Annotated in this window: 17 protein-coding genes; 14 read left to right on the forward strand and 3 right to left on the reverse strand. The window is 68.0% G+C overall.

Annotation, left to right across the window (positions count from 1 at the left end):
- Nucleotides 1–16 precede the first annotated feature (16 nt).
- Entirely contained in the window at nucleotides 17–1,057 is a 1,041-nt protein-coding gene (locus tag ACWF4Z_RS02620) for an SLC13 family permease (RefSeq protein WP_452241156.1), read from the reverse strand.
- A 41-nt stretch (nucleotides 1,058–1,098) separates the two neighbouring features.
- On the opposite strand from ACWF4Z_RS02620, the gene ACWF4Z_RS02625 reads away from it, so the two are divergent.
- Nucleotides 1,099–3,801 carry a bifunctional acetate--CoA ligase family protein/GNAT family N-acetyltransferase gene (locus tag ACWF4Z_RS02625; RefSeq protein WP_452241157.1) on the forward strand — a complete coding sequence of 901 codons (2,703 nt, stop codon included), beginning with the start codon at nucleotides 1,099–1,101 and terminating at the stop codon, nucleotides 3,799–3,801.
- Here ACWF4Z_RS02625 and ACWF4Z_RS02630 read toward each other — a convergent pair.
- A complete protein-coding gene (locus ACWF4Z_RS02630; RefSeq protein ID WP_452241158.1) occupies nucleotides 3,798–4,307 on the reverse strand; it encodes a DUF2087 domain-containing protein in 510 nt (169 codons plus the stop codon). The two genes, ACWF4Z_RS02625 and ACWF4Z_RS02630, sit on opposite strands and share 4 nt — an antisense overlap.
- A 53-nt stretch (nucleotides 4,308–4,360) precedes the next feature.
- On the opposite strand from ACWF4Z_RS02630, the gene ACWF4Z_RS02635 reads away from it, so the two are divergent.
- The 5 genes from ACWF4Z_RS02635 to ACWF4Z_RS02655 all read left to right on the forward strand — a co-directional run bounded on the left by ACWF4Z_RS02635 (nucleotide 4,361) and on the right by ACWF4Z_RS02655 (nucleotide 9,708).
- Nucleotides 4,361–5,416, forward strand: coding sequence for a P1 family peptidase (locus ACWF4Z_RS02635; protein ID WP_452241159.1), 1,056 nt, complete (start codon nucleotides 4,361–4,363; stop codon nucleotides 5,414–5,416).
- 108 nt (nucleotides 5,417–5,524) lie between these two features.
- Nucleotides 5,525–6,226, forward strand: a complete 702-nt coding sequence (locus ACWF4Z_RS02640; protein ID WP_452241160.1) for an ABC transporter ATP-binding protein — start codon at nucleotides 5,525–5,527, stop codon at nucleotides 6,224–6,226.
- A gap of 5 nt (nucleotides 6,227–6,231) precedes the next feature.
- Entirely contained in the window at nucleotides 6,232–7,866 is a 1,635-nt protein-coding gene (locus tag ACWF4Z_RS02645; protein WP_452241161.1) for an FtsX-like permease family protein, read from the forward strand.
- Between the two features lie 104 nt (nucleotides 7,867–7,970).
- Nucleotides 7,971–8,582, forward strand: coding sequence for a DUF5998 family protein (locus ACWF4Z_RS02650; protein ID WP_452241162.1), 612 nt, complete (start codon nucleotides 7,971–7,973; stop codon nucleotides 8,580–8,582).
- A gap of 4 nt (nucleotides 8,583–8,586) precedes the next feature.
- Nucleotides 8,587–9,708, forward strand: a complete 1,122-nt coding sequence (locus ACWF4Z_RS02655) for an alkaline phosphatase family protein (RefSeq protein ID WP_452241163.1) — start codon at nucleotides 8,587–8,589, stop codon at nucleotides 9,706–9,708.
- Here ACWF4Z_RS02655 and ACWF4Z_RS02660 read toward each other — a convergent pair.
- Nucleotides 9,705–11,324 (reverse strand): S8 family peptidase, encoded by a 1,620-nt coding sequence (locus ACWF4Z_RS02660; RefSeq protein ID WP_452241307.1) that lies wholly within the window; start codon nucleotides 11,322–11,324, stop codon nucleotides 9,705–9,707. The genes ACWF4Z_RS02655 and ACWF4Z_RS02660 overlap by 4 nt on opposite strands.
- A gap of 113 nt (nucleotides 11,325–11,437) precedes the next feature.
- Here ACWF4Z_RS02660 and ACWF4Z_RS02665 point away from each other — a divergent pair, with 113 nt between their 5' ends.
- The 8 genes from ACWF4Z_RS02665 (at nucleotide 11,438) to ACWF4Z_RS02700 (ending at nucleotide 19,798) form a co-directional block, all read left to right on the forward strand.
- Nucleotides 11,438–12,094, forward strand: coding sequence for a thymidine kinase (locus ACWF4Z_RS02665; protein ID WP_452241164.1), 657 nt, complete (start codon nucleotides 11,438–11,440; stop codon nucleotides 12,092–12,094).
- A 42-nt stretch (nucleotides 12,095–12,136) separates the two neighbouring features.
- On the forward strand, nucleotides 12,137–12,970 hold the full coding sequence (locus ACWF4Z_RS02670; RefSeq protein WP_452241165.1) for a sulfurtransferase: 834 nt from the start codon (nucleotides 12,137–12,139) through the stop codon (nucleotides 12,968–12,970).
- A gap of 256 nt (nucleotides 12,971–13,226) precedes the next feature.
- Complete coding sequence (locus ACWF4Z_RS02675; RefSeq protein WP_452241166.1) at nucleotides 13,227–14,279, forward strand: DUF4185 domain-containing protein; 1,053 nt, start codon at nucleotides 13,227–13,229, stop codon at nucleotides 14,277–14,279.
- A 188-nt stretch (nucleotides 14,280–14,467) separates the two neighbouring features.
- Nucleotides 14,468–15,850, forward strand: a complete 1,383-nt coding sequence (locus ACWF4Z_RS02680; protein ID WP_452241167.1) for an ABC transporter substrate-binding protein — start codon at nucleotides 14,468–14,470, stop codon at nucleotides 15,848–15,850.
- Between the two features lie 53 nt (nucleotides 15,851–15,903).
- Entirely contained in the window at nucleotides 15,904–16,782 is an 879-nt protein-coding gene (locus tag ACWF4Z_RS02685; RefSeq protein WP_452241168.1) for a carbohydrate ABC transporter permease, read from the forward strand.
- Nucleotides 16,779–17,669: a carbohydrate ABC transporter permease gene (locus ACWF4Z_RS02690; RefSeq protein WP_452241169.1), complete on the forward strand. Its 891-nt coding sequence runs from the start codon at nucleotides 16,779–16,781 to the stop codon at nucleotides 17,667–17,669. The genes ACWF4Z_RS02685 and ACWF4Z_RS02690 overlap by 4 nt, the downstream gene beginning before the upstream one ends.
- A complete protein-coding gene (locus ACWF4Z_RS02695; RefSeq protein WP_452241170.1) occupies nucleotides 17,666–18,541 on the forward strand; it encodes an NAD-dependent epimerase/dehydratase family protein in 876 nt (291 codons plus the stop codon). The genes ACWF4Z_RS02690 and ACWF4Z_RS02695 overlap by 4 nt, the downstream gene beginning before the upstream one ends.
- Nucleotides 18,542–18,544: 3 nt before the next feature.
- Nucleotides 18,545–19,798 (forward strand): enolase C-terminal domain-like protein, encoded by a 1,254-nt coding sequence (locus ACWF4Z_RS02700; protein ID WP_452241171.1) that lies wholly within the window; start codon nucleotides 18,545–18,547, stop codon nucleotides 19,796–19,798.
- Nucleotides 19,799–19,800: the final 2 nt, after the last annotated feature.

Below are 19,800 nucleotides of genomic sequence, written 5' to 3' on the forward strand. Positions count from 1 at the left end.
GCGTTGAGCCGGGCCGCTAGAGCGCGAGGATGGTGCCGGTTAGGACTAGGGGGGTCAGGATCAGGCCTCGCCAGAGGACTGACCACCAGGAGATGTGGACGTCGGCGGCGCGGCAGCGGGCTCGCCAGAGGAGGGTGGCCAGCGATCCCCAGAGGGTCAGGAGGCAGCCGCAGTTGACTCCGATCAGCAGGGCCATCATGCGGTGCGGGTCGCTGGAGGCGACCGGCTCCATCGCGAGGTACGCCGGGAGGTTGTCGACCAGGTTGGCGCCGACGGCCGCGGTCACGCTCAACCGCAGCTCGGAGGTGGTTCCGGCGATCCGGGTCAGCAGCGTCTCGAGTCCGTGGGCGCTCAGGAACGCGACGACGGCGAAGAGTGCGGCCACTCCGATCACCAGTTTCGCCGGGACCAGGGACCACCGCAGCGCGCTGCGCTGTCGAACCGCGAACAGCACGACCAGCACGATCGCGCCCGCACTGGCCGGGTACGCGACCTCAACTCCCGACACGAACGCCGGTCCGATCAGCAGGCAGACGGCGGTCGATCCCCAGAACAGCACCTTGTCGTCCACCTCCGGCGCCGCGGGTACGACGTACGACCGGCGCAGCTCCCGGTGGAACAGCACGGCCAGCACCGCGACCGTGATCACGATCGCGACGATCGCCGGCCGCCAGCTGAAGCTCAGGTAGCTCGCGTCCAACTGGCGGAACTGGTGCAGCGCCAGCAGGTTGGTGAGATTCGACACTGGCAGCAGCAGCGACGCTGTACCCGCCAGCCAGACCGTGGTGAACGCGAAGAGCTTCGGGGGTACGTCGAGCTGCCGCGCCATCGCCAGGACGACCGGCGTCAGGAGCACCGCGCAGGTGTCCAGCGATAGGACGATCGTGAGCACCGTCGCCAGCACGACGACCAGCAACCAGAGCCGCCAGACTCGCCCGCGGGCGAGGTGTGCCGCCTCACGGGCAGCAACATCGAACACCTTGGCCTTGTCGGCCAGCTCGGCGATCACGGTCACAGCGATCAGGAAGACCAGCACCGGCGCGATCCGCGCGACCAAATTCCTGACCTCCGAGGTGACTGTTTGAGTACGCTGGCCGGGTGAGTCTGTCCGACCAGTATGACCCGCACCAGCCGGACGGATATCCGGCCGAGTACGAGGCCGACGTCGTCCTGCGGGACGGCGCGACCGCGCACCTGCGGCCGATCACGCCCGCGGACGCGGAGCTCCTGGTCGCTTTCTACGCCCGGGTCTCCGAGCAATCGAAGTACTACCGCTTCTTCGCGCCGTATCCGGAGCTGTCCGACCGGGATGTGGCGAGGTTCACGCAGGTCGACTACCACGACCGTCTCGCGCTGATCGTCACGGTCGGTGACGAGATGATCGGCGTCGGCCGGTACGAACGGACCGGACGGCGTACGGCGGAGGTCGCGTTCCTGATCGAGGACGCTCACCAGGGCCGCGGCCTGGGTCAGCTGTTCCTCGAGCATCTGGCCCAGGCAGCCCGGGAGAACGGCATCAGCCGGTTCGTCGCCGAGGTGCTGCCGGACAACCGCAAGATGATCACGGTCTTCACCGAGGCGGGCTACAAGGTCGCGCGCGAGTTCGAGGACGGCGTGATCGTGGTCGAGTTCGACATCGCGCCGACGGACACGTCGTTCGGGGTGATGCAGGCCCGCGAGCAGCGGTCCGAGGCGCTGTCGATCGCGCGGCTGCTCACGCCGGCCAGCGTCGCCGTGATCGGTGCGAGCCGACGTGAGGGCACGATCGGGAACGCGCTGCTGCGTAACCTGCGCGACGGTGGCTTCCCCGGTCGCCTGTACGCCGTGAACACCGATACGAAAGCCGATGAGATCGAGGGCGTCCCGGCGTACCCGACGATCCGTGAGGTGGACGACACGGTCGATCTGGCGGTGGTCGCCGTACGTGCCGACATGGTGGCCGACGTCGTGCTCGACTGCGCGGCCAAGGGTGTGCGCGGCCTGGTGGTGGTGTCGAGCGGGTTCGCGGAGATCGGGGACGAGGGCCGGAAGCGGCAGCGGTATCTGGTCGGCCTCGCGCGGTCCTACGGCATGCGGGTGATCGGGCCGAACGCGCTGGGCGTGATCAACACCGCCCCGGGAGTGTCGTTGAACGCGACGCTGTCCCCGCTGATGCCGAGCAGGGGGAGGGTCGCGTTCTTCTGCCAGTCCGGCGCGCTGGGCGTCCCGATCCTGGCCGACATGGTGCGGCGTGGTCTCGGGCTGTCCAGCTTCGTCTCGGCCGGGAACCGGGCGGATGTCTCGGGCAACGACCTGATGCAGTACTGGTACTCCGACGAGGCGACCGAGGTCGTGCTGCTCTACCTGGAGTCGCTGGGCAATCCGCGCAAGTTCAGCCGGGTCGCGCGCCGCCTGGCCGGCCGCAAGCCGGTGGTCGCGCTGAAGTCGGGCCGCTCGACGCAGGGGGTTCCGCTCGGGCAGATGGTCCGGCGCAGTCAGTTGCCGCCAGCAACCATCGAGTCCATGTTCCGGCAGAGCGGTCTGATCGGGGTCGACACCACCGGCGAGCTCTTCGACGTCGCCCAGCTGCTCGCGCACCAGCCGTTGCCGAAGGGTCGCCGGGTCGCGATCGTCAGCAACTCCGACGCGTTGACGTTGCTCGCGCTCGACACGATGGCCGAGCGCGGACTGGACCTGGCCGGGGAGCCGCGCAACCTGAGCGCGGACGCGACCGCGGCCGACTTCGGTGCGGCATTGGCCGAGGTGTTCGCCGACGAGCGGGTGCACTCGATCGTCGTGATCTACACGCCGCCGGTGCAGTCGAACGGCGCCGAGGTCGCGCAGGCCCTGGCCGCGGCGGCCGCGGGTTCGAAGAAGCCGGTGGTCACGACGTTCCTCGCGTCCCGGAGTGTGCCGGCCGAGCTGCGTGTGCCGGATGGCGACGGCGGTGCCGCGCGCGGATCGATCCCGTCGTTCCTCAATCCGCAGTACGCCGTCGGCGCGCTGGCGAAGGCGACGCAGTACGCGGAGTGGCGGCGGCGATCGGACAGCCGGATCCCGGACCTGCCCGACGTCGACACCGCGGGGGCCGAGGACTTCGTCGCCGAGTTCCTGCAGCGTCATCCGCAGGGCGCCGATCTGGAGGATGCCGATCGGCTGCGGTTGCTGAGCTTCTACGGGATCCCGATCCTGCCGGCGTTCCCGGTGCTGACCGCGGACGAGGCCGTCGCGCGGGCCGCGGACCTCGGCTTCGAGGTGATCCTCAAGGCGACGGCCGAACAGTGGCGGATGCGGCCGGACCTGGCCGACATCTGGCGGCACATCCACGACGAGGAGGACATGCGGGCGGCCTGGGCGGAGATGACGCAGACGTTCGGGGTCGCGTCGGATCCGGCCCGCGCGCAGTTCGTTGTACAGAAGATGGCGCCGCCTGGGGTGCCGGTGGTGATCGCGGCGCAGGAGGACGTGTCGTTCGGGCCGGTGGTGACGTTCGGCCTGTCCGGTGTCGCGACCGACCTGCTGGGCGACCGCTCGTACCGGATGCCGCCGTTGACCACGCGCGATGCTGCGGAGATGGTCCGCGAGGTCCGCGCGGCGCCGTTGCTGTACGGCTACCGCGGCTCCGATCCCGTGGACATCTCCGCGATCGAGGACTTGCTGCACCGCGTGTCGCGCCTGACGCTCGACCTGGAGGAGGTCGTGCAGTTGGACCTTCGCTCGGTCCTGGTCGCGGTCCAGGGCGCGACCGTCCTGGACACGACCATCCGGGTCGCCCCGAACGAGAAGCCCCGCCAGGACGCCCCAGCCCGCCGGCTGACCTAGCTCCTGGAGTAGACGCCGTCGGTACGACGAAGCAGCCGGTAGTCGACCAATTGCCGCCGCAGCGTCGCGTAGTCGTCGTGCCACCGGCCGAGGATCTCGTTGACCTCGGACTCCGGATAGCTACGGCCGGGCTCGAAGCCACTGACGAGATGCTCGAGCACGATCTCGAACTTCGCCGGAATGGTCGGGAAGTGGGTCAGGCGACCATCGCGGATGAAGGCCCTCAGGACGTTGTCGCGGACCGGATCCGGATCGAGCGGCACCCACTCCGGACGGCGCTCACGCACCGCGTCCTTGAACACCGCTTCGTCGGCCTGCAGTTCCGTTCCGACGGCGGTGATCAGTCCGCCGTTGGTCAGCCGTTGCAGTGCCTTCACGACAACCGGCGCGGGGAGGCCGGTGCTGCCGGCAACCTGCTGGGGTGTGGTGGCGCCGAGGACGACAGCGGAGTACACCCACAGCCTCGACGGCTCGGCCAGCAATCCACAGAGCTGATCGGCGTTCATACCTTCCACGCTAATGTCGGAAGCAACGTATTTATTGGTGAGGGAGCTCGACGATGAAGCCTGGTCCGTTGAACGCGATCACCGATGTCCCCGGCGTGCTGGTCGGACAGGTCGAGCGCGTGGATGCGCCGTACCTGACCGGTACGACGGTCGTCCACATCCCCACCACCGCCGTGGCCGGTGTCGACGCCCGTGGTGGTGCGCCGGGCACGCGCGAGACGGACCTGCTCTCCCCGGTGAATTCCAATCCGGGCGCCAACGCGATCGTGCTGACCGGCGGGAGCGCGTACGGGCTCGACACGGCCGGCAGTGTGATGCGCTGGCTCGAGGAGCGCGGTCAGGGTGTCCGCGTGGGTCAGGGTGAGAAGGACGTCGTACCGATCGTGCCGACGGCAGTGCTCTTCGACCTCGGCCGCGGCGGTGGCTTCAAGGCCCGGCCGGAGCCGTCCTGGGGTGCCGACGCAATCGCCGCCGCCACCGACGGACCTGTTGCCCTGGGCAACCATGGTGCCGGCGCCGGAGCCCGGGTCCGGTCGCTGAAAGGCGGCGTCGGCTCGGCGAGTGTCCGCTTCGACGACGGTACGACGGTTGGCGCGCTCGTCATCGTGAACGCCGCCGGTTCGGCGGTCGACGCCGACGGGAACCTGTACGGCGCCCGCTACGGGCTGGGGGACGAGTTCGCCCACCTGCGCACACCGACCGAGCCCGCGCCGCCGGCCGCGCCCGGGCGCAACCTGATCCCGGGGCCTTCGATGAACACGGTGATCGCTGTGGTGGCGACCGACGTACCGCTGGACAAGGCCGCGACGAAGCGGATGGCGATGATCGCGCACGACGGGCTGGCCCGTGCCATCGACCCGATCCACACGCTGGTCGACGGTGACAGCATCTTCGCGCTGTCGACGCGGATCGAGGACGACGACCGGCCGCGGCTGAGCGTGACCGATTCGACCGCGCTCGGGCAGCTGGAAGCCGTCTACGCCGCCGGCGCCAGATCGTTGACGCGCGCGATCGTGTACGCCGTTCTGGCCGCCGAGTCGGTCGAGACACCGGCCGGTGCCATCCCGAGCTACCGGGACACGTATCCGTCGGCCTTCCGGACAGACTGATCTACGACCCCAGTCGTACGTGCGGTCGTCGAACGATGCTGGAAGACGACGGCAAGACCGGTCCCTGGGCCGACGCTGCGGCTGCCGGTTCACGGAAGGCTCTGGGGCATGAGCTTCCAGAGTCCCCAACCACAGGTCGTCCTCAGCGGTCACGGCCTGGTCAAGTACTACGGCGAGGTGGTCGGTCTCGCCGGTGTGGATGTCGGCGTCCGGGCTGGTGAGGCGCTCGCGGTGATGGGCCCGAGCGGCAACGGCAAGACCACCCTCCTGCACGTCCTGGCCGGCATCCTGACGCCGGATCAGGGCGAGGTGTGGCTGGGCGGTGAGCGCGTCGACAAGCTGAACGACGCCGCGCGGACGGTGTTGCGTCGGCGCCGGCTGGGCTTCGTCTTCCAGGACAACCAGTTGCTCGCCGAGTTGCCCGCGGACGAGAACGTCGCGCTGCCGTTGATGGTGGACGGGCTGAGCCGGCGGGACGCGGTCGGGCGGGCGCGGATGATGCTCGCGCAGGTGGGGCTGGCCGCGGAGGCTGGGCGTCGTCCGGGTGAGCTGTCCGGTGGCCAGGCGCAGCGCGTGGCGATCGCCCGTGCGCTGGTCGGCGAGCCGCAGGTCGTCTTTGCCGACGAGCCGACCGGCGCGCTCGACGCGACCACCGGCTCGCAGGTGATCGATCTTCTCGTTGGAGCGGCGACCCACCGCGGCGCGGCCGTGGTCGTCGTTACCCACGACAACGCCGTCGCGGCGCGCTGCCATCGGGTCCTCCAGATCGTCGACGGCCGGGTGAGCGTCTCGATGGGGGCCGGACGATGAATCCGATGACTGAGCTCGGGCTGCGGTTCGTCCGTCGCCCGGGTCCTGGCGGGCGCGCCGCCAACCTTGCCGCGCTCGGCGCGACCGCGGTCGTCGCGCTGCTGGTCACGTTCCTGATCGCCGGTTCGCTCGGGCTCGCACATCGCTCGGATCGGATCGGCTGGCGCCAGGCGGACCGGGCCGACCCGGCAACAGCGATCGGCGCGATGACGCTTGCGGACAAGCCCGTCAACGGCCACCAGTTGGTCAGCATCGACCTCCGCACGCTACGGCCGAACCAGCTCCCGCCACCACCCGGCCTCGACCACACACCCAAGCCAGGTGAGGTGTTCGTATCACCCGAGGTCGCCAAGAACTGGTCCAGCTTCAGTCAGCAGTACGGCGTCGACAAGCCGACCGGAATCATCAGCTCCGCGGGTCTTTCATCGCCCGAGGAGTACGTCGTCATCCACGGCGTCGACTCGTTCCACGCCGGTGAACCGCGCTATGTGAGCAGCTGGAACGAGGACGTGTGGGACAGCCGGATGCTAGGCCTGCTGATCGCAGTGGCCTTCGGAATCACGCTCGTACTGTTCCCGATTCTCAGCCTGGTCGGTCAGGCCGCTGGTGTGGCGGCAAAGCGTCGTGAGCACCGGCTGGCCGCACTCCGCCTCGCGGGTGCCACCAGAACGCAGGTGCTCTGGCTGAGTGCTGTGGAACAAGCCGTCCTGGCTCTCGCCGGTGCGGTGGTCGGACTGGTCGGTTACACACTGCTCAGTCCATTGATCGCCCGCATTCCGCTGGGTGGCGGACGTTGGTACGTGCACGACATCACGGTCAATTGGTGGACTGTGCTCGTCGTACTGGCCGCAGTGCCGGTTCTGTCGGTGATCAGCGCGTTGATCGGGCTCGGTCGGGTCAGCATCACCCCGCTGGGCGTCGTACGCGGTCAGACGCGCAAGGCGACCAGCTGGCTGCGGCTGGGATTCCTGGTGATCGGTCCGCTCATTCTCGGGTACTACGGGATGCAGGCCGCGATCATTCCCTTGCTGATCGGAGTGGGGTTCGCGGCACTCGCCGTACGCATCATTGGTCCCTTTGCCGTGCAGGTGATCGGTAAGACGATGGCTAACCTCGCCAACGGTCCGGTGGCGTTGTTGGCCGGTCGGCGCCTCGCTGATGATCCGAAGGGTGCGTTCCGGCCCGTGGCGGCGCTGGTGCTGGCCGGGTTCGTCACCGGGTTCATCTCGGTCTTCATGCCGCCGGGGGACGACGACCCGTCCTTCCACGACATGCGGATCGGTGTGGCGCTGCTGCTCGGACTCGTGTTCCTGACGGTTGCCGCGTCCACAGCAGCAGGGGCAGTTGGTACGGCGCTGGACCAGGCGGCTCCCGCCCGTGCGCTGCGGCGGTCCGGGGTGGAGTTGCGCGTCATCGAGCGGTCGGCGCGGCTGGCGGCCGTCGTACCCGTGCTCGGCGTCGGACTGCCCGTTGTCGGCTTCGGTGCGCTGTGTGGACTTGCCTTGAGCGGTGGAAAGGTCATCACGGAAGGAAACTCCGGCGTACTGCTCCTGATCGGCCAGGTCCTCGCCGGACTCGTGCTGGTCGCGGTGGCCGGTGCCGCGGGTGCGCCCGTGCTGCGGAAGGCGAGCGCGAACTGATCTCCGGGGTGTCCCCAGGTCGTGCCCGGGTTGGGGACAGCACAGGTTGAGGTTGTCCACAAGGGGAAATCGGCCCAGGCTGCGGACCGTGCAAGGATGTGAGCATGCGTGACCTGAATACACCGGAGCTCGCGGACGCATCCGCATCTCTGCGCGAGGCGATCGACCGGTGTGGCTACTACCCCGATGTCGTGACGGATTCGCTCGCGGTGGCGATCGCCGGCGAACCGATCCGCGCGTTCATGCTGCAGCACGAGCCGACGTTCGACCGCGACGAGGTCCGGCGCCACATCACGATCCTGGCGCTGACCCCGAGCCGGCTGATCGTCGGGCACACCGACGAGCACGCGGCCGACGAGCTGATCCGGGCGCCGTATGCGTCGACCTCGACCGAGGCGATCCCGTTGCACCGGGTGAACGCGGTGGTCGTGAACCGCGTCGTCCCGAATCCGGCCGGCTACGCCTCCGGCAAGTCCGACCCGGCGGTGGCCGGTGGTGGCGAGGTCGTGCTCACGATCGGCTGGGGCATGGTGAACCGGATCGACCTGGAGCCCGCGGTCTGCGCTGACCCGAACTGCGAGGCCGACCACGGCTACACCGGTTCGGTCGCGGCCGACGACATTTCGCTCCGGATCAGCGCCGCCGCCGACGGTCCGGCCGGCATCCAGCAGGTGCTCGAGTTCGCGAAGGCTCTGTCGTTCGCGACCAGCAAGTAGCGTCGTGATCGCGCCCGTCACCCCGCAGTACGGGGGTGGATCGCTCGCCGACGTCCTGCCGTCTGTCGCCGGTGCGCTGTCGGTCCCCGACTCGGACAACGTGCTGGGACTGCCCCCTGCTTCGCGGTACGCCGTGCTGCTGTTGGACGGACTGGGGTGGAACCTGCTCCAGCGCCACGCCGATGCAGCGCCGTACATGGCGTCGCTCCTGCCGGCCGGTCGCAGTCTGACCGCCGGAGTGCCCTCGACGACCGCGGTGAGCCTGACCAGCCTGGGCACCGGGCTTCCGCCGGGGGCGCACGGCATCGTCGGCTACACGTCGATCGTTCCGGAGACCGGTGCGTTGCTGAATGCACTGCAGTGGGACGCACCGGTCGATCCACGCCGTTGGCAGCCGCACCAGACCGTCTTCGAGCGGATGGCCGCGGCCGGAGTTGCGACCCGCAATGTCAGCAAGGCACGGTTCGACTCGTCCGGCCTGACGACTGCGGCGTTCCGGGGGAGTAAGCATCGCGGGGCGGACACGATCGAGGATCGGCTGGATGCGACCCGGTTCGCGAGCCGTGAGGGCAGTTCGTCGATGGTGTACGTGTACGACTCCCAGTTGGACTACACCGGTCATTCGCAGGGCTGCGAGTCGTGGCAGTGGCGGAAGGAGTTGGGTGCGATCGACTCCTTCGCATCGCAGGTCCGATCCGCGTTGCCACGCGATGCCGTACTACTCATCGTTGCCGACCACGGGATGGTCGACGTGACGCCGGAGCATCGGGTCGACCTGGACGCCGAGCCGGCGTTGACCGACGGAGTGCGACTCATCGGGGGCGAGTCTCGCTTCCGGCATCTGTACTGCGTCGACGGAGCTCAAGCCGACGTGATTGCGACGTACCAGGAGCGGCTGGGGGAGAGGGCGATCGTGCTCAGTCGGGAGGACGCGATCGGGCGTGGCTGGTTCGGCGCGGTCGAGGAGCGGGTAGCGCCGCGGATCGGTGACGTTGTGGTTGCCGCGCTCGGTCCTGTCGGGCTCGTGGCGAGCCGCCGGTACCCGGACGAGGCCGGGCTGATCGGCCAGCACGGGTCACTGACGGAGGACGAGATGCTGGTTCCGCTGCTCGTCGACGCGGGTTAGAAGCTCCAGACGTTCCAGAAGAAGCTGGACTGGACGGTCTTGGCCTGGCCGTCGCGGGCTGTGACCGTCACCTTGTAGCGGCCGGAGCCGGGGGTGAGGACGCCGGTGATCCAGCCGCGCTCGGTGTTGATGGTGAGGCCGGGCGGCAGGCCGACCGCGGTGTAGCTGATGTCGCCGGTGCCGCCGGTGCCCTTCATCAGCAGGGGGATGGCCGGTACGCCGCCGACTCCGAGCTGTTCGCCCGGTTCGGTGATCGTGAGCGCGCCATTCCTTTGCGCGGGTGCAGCGCCCACCGCCTCGGCGGCGTCGACCAGGCCTTCGCCGTAGAACGAGTTGTTGGCGGCCGAGCCGTCGCATTGACCGGAAGCGCCGGGCGGGCACGGCAGATCGTTGGCCTGCTTGGCTAGCTGGGCCCGCACCTGGGCGGGATTCAGCTTCGGGTTCAGGCTGCGGATCAGGGCCGCGACACCCGCGACATGCGGCGAGGCCATCGACGTACCCTCGAGCAGTTTGTAGCCGCCACCGGGGACGGTCGAGTAGACGCCCTCGCCCGGGGCGGCGAGGTTGATCTTGTTCTCGCCGAAGTTCGAGAACTGCGACTTGATGCTGGTCGGGCCGACCGAGGCCACGACGACCACGTTCGGCAGCTCGGTCGGGAGACTGATGCAGTCGTTCGTGACGGTCCGCTCGGTCGGAGTCGGCACGTCGTCCGGGCTGCTGGTGTCGTTGGACTTGTCGGCCAGGTTGTAGTCGTCGTTGCCGGCCGCGGCCACGTTCACGACCCCTTTGGAGTCGGAGTACGCGACAGCTCGGCGGACGGCCTCGGAGATCGCGTCCTGGTCCGGGTCCGACGGACACAGGAACAGCCACGGGTCGACGTAGTAGCTGTTGTTGGTGATCGAGACACCCTTGTCGGCGGCGAACATGAACGCGCAGACCGTGTTCTCCGGGAAGAACAACTCGCTCCCGGCCTCGGCGATCCGGATCGATGACACCTTCACGCCGGGTGCGACGCCGACCATACCGACGCCGTTCTTCGCGGCCGCGATCGTGCCGGCCACGTGCGTCCCGTGCTCGGCGATCGGCCGCCACGCACCCGGGCGGCTATCCGCCTTGCCGTACGCGCAGGAGACCGACTTGGTCGCGTCGAAGTTCGCCTTCAGATCCGGGTGCTGGTCGTCCACGCCGGTGTCGAGGACGCCGACGGTCACGGTCTTGGAGCCCTGGTTCTTCTCCCAGGCCTGGTCGGCTCCGATCTGCGTCATGTCAGCACGGTCCGTCTCGGGCGCGGTGACCGCGGCTTCGGGGACCTGCGCCGGGATGGCCGGGTTGGCCGCGTCCGCGGGCAGATCCGTGGTCCGGGTCGCGCCCGCCTTCTGGACGCCCGCGACGCTGCGCATCTTGGCAGCGAAGTCACCGGCCGCCGAGTGCGCCACGATCACGCCGATCGCGTCGTACGTGGCGTAGACGGCACCGCCGTTCGAACTGACCGCACCGGTGACCTTGCCGGTCTGACCCGGTTCGGTGATGACGAAGTACGCACGGAGCCCTGCCTCCACCCGCACCGGCACCGCAACAGCCGGCAAGGTGGCCACAGCGGCCGTCAAACAGGCCACCACAAAAACAACCAGAGCTTTGCGCACGACCCATTCAAACCGCCCACCCCCACTTTCCCCAACCCGCCCCCCGAAGTGTGACCCGAACCGTTGACTTGGCAGGATGTGCCCCCGTGGCTGAGCTGTTGTATTTCACTGGGACGATGGACTGCGGTAAGTCGACATTGGCGCTGCAGATGGATCACAACCACAAGGCGCGTGGGCGGCTCGGGCGGATCTTCACCAGCCATGACCGGGCCGGGGAGTCGGTGCTTTCGTCGCGGCTCGGGCTGGCTGCCGAGGCGGTTGAGGTGCGGCCGGACTTCGACTTCTGGGACTACGTGGTCGGCGAGCTGACCCAGGGTGGGCGGATCGACTACGTCGTGTGTGACGAGGCGCAGTTCTACAGCCCGCTGCAGATCGAGCAGTTGGCGCGGCTGGCCGACGAGTTGCAGATCGATGTGTTCTGCTTCGGCATCCTGACGGACTTCCGGGCCACGCTCTTTCCTGGGTCGGCTCGGTTGGTCGAGCTTGCGGACCGGATGGAACTGCTGCAGGTCGAGGCGCTGTGCTGGTGCGGCGAGCGGGCTACTCACAATGCCCGCACGATCGGCGGCGAGATGGTCACCGAGGGGGAGCAGTTGGTGGTGGGCGACATGGAGACCCGCGACCACGAGATCTCGTACGAGGTGCTCTGCCGGCGTCACCACCGCCGCCGCCTCACCCAGGCACGAGCCCGAGCCACCCTCTCGCCCGAGGTGCTGCCATTCGGCGGCGGAGCCGGGAGCTAGGCTCACGGCATCGGGTTACTGCCGTTCGGAGGAGTCGCTGTCATGAGTCCCTTGATCTCGGTCGACGAGCTGCGCGCGCTGGACGAGACCCCGGTCCTGATCGATGTCACCTGGAACCTGGCCGGCCCACCCGGCCGCGACGCGTACGACGCCGGCCACATCCCCGGTGCCCACTTCGTCGACCTCGACACCGAACTGGCCGGCCCGCCCGGCCCCGGCCGCCACCCCTTGCCCGAAGCAACCACAGTCACCACCACCCTCCGCCGCGCCGGCGTCACCGCAGACAGCACGGTCGTCGTCTACGACGCCGCCAACTCCATGGCCGCAGCCCGAGCCTGGTGGATCTTCCGCTACTTCGGCCTCCCCAACGTCAGAGTCCTCAACGGCGGCCTAGCCGCCTGGAAGTCATCCGGAGGAGAAACCACCACGCAGCTCCCACCCGACGGCACCACGGGTGACGTTTCCGGCGGGTTCATCGCGACGCCGGGCCATCTGCCGCTTCTGGACGCAGCTGGGGCCGTGGAGATCACGAAGGCCGGCGTACTGCTGGATGCCCGCGCCCCCGAACGCTTCGCCGGTGAAGTCGAACCAATGGACCCAGTAGCCGGCCACATCCCCGGCGCCACCAACGCGCCCACCACAGCAAACGTGGCAGCGGACGGCCACTTCCTCCCCGCCGCCGACCTCCGCGAACGCTTCAAGAAACTAGGCGTCACCCCAGACACCCAGGTAGGCGTCTACTGCGGCTCCGGCGTAACAGCAGCCCACGAAGCCCTCGCCCTGGAAACCGCCGGCCTCCCAGCCACCGTCTACATCGGCTCCTGGTCCGAGTGGATCACCGACCCCACCCGCCCAGTTGCCACCGGCAAGGACTGAACCGTCAGCACCACCCGTTCACCGGGCCGCGCCGGCTCACCCCACGCCGGTCGCCGGCTCGCCGAACAGGGGGAGGCCGAGGTGACCCGCCGCGTCACCGAGCGGACCAAGCGCCTCAATGCCACCCAGCGCAAGCAATTCACCCAACTGGCTTCCGTCCTCGTCACCGATTGACTTCACCGGATGCTTGCGGCACGGTAGGCGGGCAATCGATTCCCCACAGATTCTCCACAGTCGCCCCCTGGGAGTTGCAGTGATGAAGCGATCCACGTTCCTGCGCGCGACACTCGGCGCGGGTGTTCTGGCCGCCGTACCAGGTCGTGCGTTGGCGACGAGCCAGGCGATCACCACGAACAAGGTCGCCGACCTCACCGGCCCAGGCCTGACCGATCGCTTCCGGATGGCGGCGACCGACCTGGGGATTCCGGTGCGTACGCCGGACGGCCGGCTGCTCTTCATGTTCGGCGACACCTTCGAGCAGCCCACGGTCGGTGGCGGCTGGTGGCGCTCGCCGGTCGCGTTGTGGTCGACGACAACGGACCTGAACGGCGGGGTGAAGTGGTCCGGTGCGGTCGGGGGAGCGGCGGCCCAACAGCTCTGGGCGTACGACCACGACAACCCCGTCTTCTCGACCGTCCTGCCGTCGGACGTGATCACCATCGGCGGCTCGATGTACCTGCACGCGATGGTCAACAAGGGTCTCGGCAACGTCGTCTGGACCGAGATCTGGCGCTCGGACGACTCAGGCGCCAGTTGGTATCACACCGGCGCGAAATTCGACCCGAACCTCGACGGCGGACTCTTCCAGCTCCTCACCTGGGGTGAGGGCAACGACGGCTACGTGTACGTCTACTCGACCGGGTTCCAGCGCGACAAGCCGATCATCCTGAAGCGCGTCCGCAGCGACCAGATCGCGAACCCGGCGGCCTACGAACCGTGGGGCTTCCGCGACGGGGTCTGGGCCTGGGGTAACCCGGCCACGCCGATCCTGACCGGCAGCTTCGGCGAGCTGAGCCTGCGGCCGCTCGGCGGGAAGTGGGTCCTGACCTGGTTCAACGCCGGCGACTACCGCATCGACGGGATCATCATGGACACGCCGACGTCCAACCTGTACACGGCGTACCGGCAGACCCTGATCTACGGCGGCGCCTGGGGTTCGGAGGACGGCAACCACGTCGCCCAGTTGTACGGCGGCTACGTCATCCCCGGCTCCACGCTCAGCGACCTCCACCTCTCGGTCAGCCAGTGGAACACCGATGCCGGCTGGCCGTACCGCGTCATGCAGTTCCGGGTCCGCGGTTTCGGCTGACCCGCAGGGCTCGCCACGGACCGGCCTGGGGATGACTTGTGGACTGTCTGAGCGGGGTGCGAAAGCGCTCCTCCAATTTGATGCCGTCTAGGCATTGAATTAGTAACACGCTTGGTTTAACTTACTCGGGACTTGGCCGGTGTGTGGCTCAGAGCACATCGGCGGCATCAGGAAACCGAGGAGTTCCGATGACGAGAGTGAACAGGTGGGCCGCCGGGCTGGGACTCGCCGGCCTGGTGCTCGCGAGCGTGGCAGCGTGTGCCAAGGACGATGCGCCGTCAGGTGGCGCGAGCGGCGCGATCGACCAGAACGCGCCGGTCACCATCACGATCGGGGACCGCCCGACCCCCGACAAGCCGAACGACATCAAGGCGTTCGACCAGAAGATCAAAGACTTCATGGCCAAGAACCCGAACATCACCGTGAAGTCGACCGAGACCAGCTGGCAGGCGCAGACCTTCCAGGCGCAGGTCGCGGGCGGGACGCTGCCGACGGTGATGAACATCAGCTTCACCGAGCCGGCCAACATGATCCCGAACAAGCAGCTGCCGGACATCACCGACGAGCTGAAGCTGGTCGACCTGACCAAGGACCTGAACCCGAACGTCCTGAAGATCGTCCAGGACGCGAACGGCCGGATCTACGGCGTACCGACCGACGTGTTCTCCGTGGGCCTGGCCTACAACCGCAAGCTGTTCACCGAGGCCGGGCTGGACCCGGACAAGCCGCCGACAACCTGGGACGAGGTCCGGCAGTACGCCAAGCAGATCTCGGAGAAGACCGGTAAGGCGGGTTACGCCCAGCTCACCACCAACAACACCGGTGGCTGGATGCTGACCACGATGACCTACAGCATGGGCGGCACCGTCGAGAGCGCGGACGGCAAGAAGTCGACGTTCAACGACGCGCCGACCAAGAAGGCGCTGCAGCTGCTCAAGGACATGCGCTGGACCGACAACTCGATGGGCAGCCGCTTCCTGTACAACCAGGAGGAGGTCCGCCAGGACTTCGCGGCCGGCAAGATCGGCATGGTCCTGCAGGCGCCGGACGCCTACGACATGAGCGTGAAGCAGTTCGCCATGAAGCCCGCCGACTTCGGTGAGGGCGCCCTGCCGCAGGACGGTGGCCCGTACGGGACGCTGACCGGTGGCTCGCTGAAGATGATCAGCCCGAAGGCGACCAAGAACGAGGTCGTCGCCGCGCTGAAGTGGATCAAGTTCGACCAGTTCGACAAGTACACGACCGAGTCGGTCGCGGTGCAGGACGCGAAGACCTCGATCGCGGACAAGGGCTTCGTCGGCCGCCCGGGCATCAGCCCGCTGAGCCAGGCGACCTACGACCAGTTCAACAAGTGGCGTGAGCCGTACGTGAACGTCCCGGTCAAGCAGTTCCAGGGCTACATCGACTCCACCACGTCGCTCAAGCTGCTGCCCGAGCCGTCGAACAAGGGCCAGGAGGTCTACTCGCTGCTCGACCCGGTCGTCCAGCAGGTGCTGACCAAGAAGGATGCGGACATCGACAAGCTACTGAGTGACACCGCCTCGAAGATCGACGCACGCCTCGCGCGGTAGCCGCCATGTTCCAGCAAACATCAAGTAGGTCCGGCCGGAGCGGTGCTCGATCTTTGGTCACCTGGTATCGCTCCGGCGGGCTGAGCGCCATTTTCTTCGCCCTGCCCCTGGTCCTGATCTTCCTGTACTTCTCCTGGGGTCCGATCGTCCGCGGACTGGTGCTCAGCTTCCAGAAGAACAACCTGGTCGCTCCGGCCGAGTGGGTCGGGTGGTCGAACTTCAGCTACGTGCTGACCGATCCGCAGCTTCCGCAGGCGGCGCTCAACACGCTGTACTTCGCCTTCCTGGCCCTGATCTTCGGTTTCCCGGTGCCCTTGTTCCTGGCCGTGTTCATCAGCGAGCTGCGCAAGACCGGCTGGCTGTACAACGTGCTCTCGTACCTGCCGGCCGTCGTACCGCCGGTGGCCGCGATCCTGTTGTGGACGTTCTTCTACGACCCGAGTACGTCGGGCGTCTTCAACTCGATCCTCGGCTGGTTCGGGATCGGGCCGTTCGCCTGGCTGAACTCGCAGAGTCTGGCGATGCCTGCCATCGTGCTCGAGGCGACCTGGGCCGGTGCGGGCGCGACCTCGATCATCTACCTGGCGGCGCTGACCGGCGTACGCACGGAGTTGTACGAGGCGGCCGAGTTGGACGGGGCCGGCATCTGGAGCCGGGTCTGGCACGTCACGCTGCCGCAGATCCGGGGAATCATCCTGATCATGATGCTGCTGCAGCTGATCGGGACGTTCCAGGTGTTCACCGAGCCGTTCCTGTTCACCGGCGGTGGTCCGAACAACGCCACCATGACGGTCCTGCTGCTGATCTACCGGTACGCGTTCGTCAACGGAGACTTCGGTGCCGCGACCGCGCTCAGTGTGCTGCTCGCCGGAGTTCTGTGCGCACTGTCGGTCGTCTACCACTTCGTCACTCGCCGCTGGAGTACGACATGAGCACTGAGGTTCAGGAACGCGGAATCATCTCGACCGCCGACCGGCAGCGCGGTCTGGTCCGCTACGGTCTGCCGGCGATCCAGGTGGTCATCTTCATCGCCGTCCTGATCGCCGGTGTCGGCCCGCTGCTCTGGCTGCTCAAGTCCGGTGTCTCCACCAGCCAGGACATCCTCAGCGGACCAATGCAGCTGTGGCCGTCGGGCATTCAGCTGAAGAACATCCCCGACGCCTGGAACCGCGTGCAGATCGGCGCGTACCTGGGCAACACCGCGTTCATCGCGATCGGCTCGATGGTCTCGACGCTGTTCGTCTGTACGACGGGAGCCTTCGTGCTGAGCGTGTTGCGGCCGAAGTGGGGCCCGATCATCACCGGGGCGGTGCTGGCGACCCTGTTCCTCCCCGGTGTCATCTCGCTGGTCCCGCTGTACATGACGGTGCTGAAGATGCCGTTGCTGGGGATCAGCCTGCAGAACACGTTCTGGGCGGTGTGGTTGCCGTCGGCGGCGGGCGCGTTCAATGTATTGGTGATGAAGCGGTACTTCGACTCGATCCCGCGGGAGCTGATCGAGGCCGCCCGGATCGACGGCGCGAGCAACCTACGGTTGTTCACCTCGCTGATCCTGCCGCTGTCGAAGCCGATCGTCGGTGTGGTCGCCCTGCTGACCGTGATCGGTTCCTGGAAGGACTACCTCTGGCCGCTGCTGGTGCTGCCGGACCCGAAGCTCCAGCCGATCTCGGTCGCCCTGCCGCGGGTGGCCAAGACGACGGAGATCTCACTGCAAATGAGTGCCCTTTTCCTCGCCGTTCTGATACCTGTGGTCCTGTTCCTGGTATTCCAGAAGCAGTTCCTGAAGGGCGTGGGAATGGCAGGAGGAATTAAAGAGTGACGGATTTGAACGGCCGGCGGGTGCTGGTCACGGGGGCCGCCGGCCGGATCGGGTTGCAGACGGTCCAGCATCTCAACGAGCTGGGCGCCCGGGTGACGGCGTTGTCGAACGTCGAGCACCCGGACCTGAAAGCCGATCGCGTCCTGATCGGCGACACCCGCTCCGAGACCGACGTGGCGCGAGCACTCGAGGGCGCCGAGTACGTCGTACACCTGGCGGCTCTCGCCCACCCGTCGGCGGGGACGCCGTACGACGTCTACACCATCAATGTCGTGTCGACGTTCAACGTGCTCCACCAGGCAGGGGCGCTGGGCATCGACCGGGCCGTGATCGCGAGCAGCATCAATGCGACCGGGGTCCCGTTCAACCCGCACGAGATCACCCCGCCGTACTTCCCCTGGGACGAGCAGGCGGCGTCCGACGTCGCCGATCCGTACTCGCTGTCGAAGCAGAACGACGAGAACACGGCTCGGATGGCGTGGCGGCGGTGGGGGATCGACGTGGTCGCCTTCCGCTTCCCGCACGTGAATTCGCCCGACGTGCTCGACCGGCTGGCGGCCAACGCACGGAAGAATCCGGCCGGCGGATTGCGGGAGGCGTGGAGCTACCTGGACACCCGGGACTCGGCGTACGCGATCGAGCTCGGCCTGACCGCACCGCTGTCCGGGGCGCACGTATTCTTCGTTGCCGCGGGCACCACGATGGCGCCGTACGAGACCGAAGCACTGCTCGACAAGTTCGCCCCGGACGTGCCGCGGTCGCGGCGGTTCTCCGGGCGTGAGGTTCCACTCGACCTGACCGCGGCCAGGACCGTGCTGGGCTTCGAGGCTCAGCACGAGCTCGACCTACCCACCCTTGATTTGGAGCTTTGAACCATGCCGTCGACGTTCGACCAGCCATGGCCCGTCCGGGACGACGTACGGATCCGTTCGGTGCAGGCGATTGTCACCGCACCGCAGGGGATTCCGCTGGTGGTGGTGAAGATCGACACGACCGAGCCCGGGCTGTACGGGCTCGGCTGTGCGACCTTCACCCAGCGGTGGAAGGCCGTCCAGACGTTCGTCGACGAGCACCTCGCCCGGCTGCTGATCGGCCGGTACCCGGGTGACATCGGCGACCTGACCCGCCTGGCCGGGTACTCCGGTTACTGGCGTGGCGGACCGGTGACGAACAACGCGATCTCGGGTATCGACCAGGCGCTGTGGGACATCGCCGGCAAGCGCGCCGGGATGCCCGTGTACGAGCTGCTCGGCGGGAAGGTCCGCGCGGCCGCCGACACGTACATCCACGCGAGCGGCCGGACGATCGACGAGACCATCGACCACGCGCAGAAGCTGATCGCGCAGGGCTGGCGGCACATCCGCCTGCAGATGTCGACTCCGGGCGGCGGCGGGTACGGCGCACCCCGCGTGCCCACGCTCTACCCGGATGCGCCGTACCACAACGGCTGGTCCGCCCGGGACTACCTGCGGACGACGCCCGAGCTGTTCGCCGAGGCCCGGCAGGCGTTGCCGGACAACATCGAGCTCCTGCACGACGTTCACTCGCGGCTGACGCCGAAGGAGGCCGTGCTGCTGGCCCGGTCGCTCGAGGAGTACCGGCTGTTCTTCCTCGAGGATGTGCTGGCGCCGGAGCTGTGGGACCGGCTGCCCGAGGTGCGGGCCGCGTCGCCGGTGCCGCTGGCCGTCGGCGAGCTGACCACGTCGTTCGGTGACGCGGTCCGGCTGATCCGCGACGGTGGCGTCGACTTCATTCGATCGCATGTTTCGGACATCGGGGGACTGACGCCGGCGCGGAAGCTGGCCGACCTCGCCGAGATCTCCGGGGTGCGGACGGCGTGGCACGGGCCGGGCGACACGTCGCCGATCGGCGCCGCCGCGAACGTCGCGCTCGACGTGAGTTCAGTTGCCTTCGGCATCCAAGAGGGGCATCTGTACAACGAGGCGACGTACGAGGTCTTCCCCGGCACGCTGCGGATCGAGGACGGCTGGCTGCGCCCGAACGAGGCGCCCGGTTGGGGAATCGATCTCGATCTGGAGGCCGCGGCCCGCTATCCGGCGCAACTGTCCGGGCACGACGAGTGGGCGGCCGGCGTACGACGGATCGACGGCGCGCTCGAAGCACCGTGACG

The sequence above is a fragment of the Kribbella sp. NPDC055071 genome, from assembly GCF_053608045.1.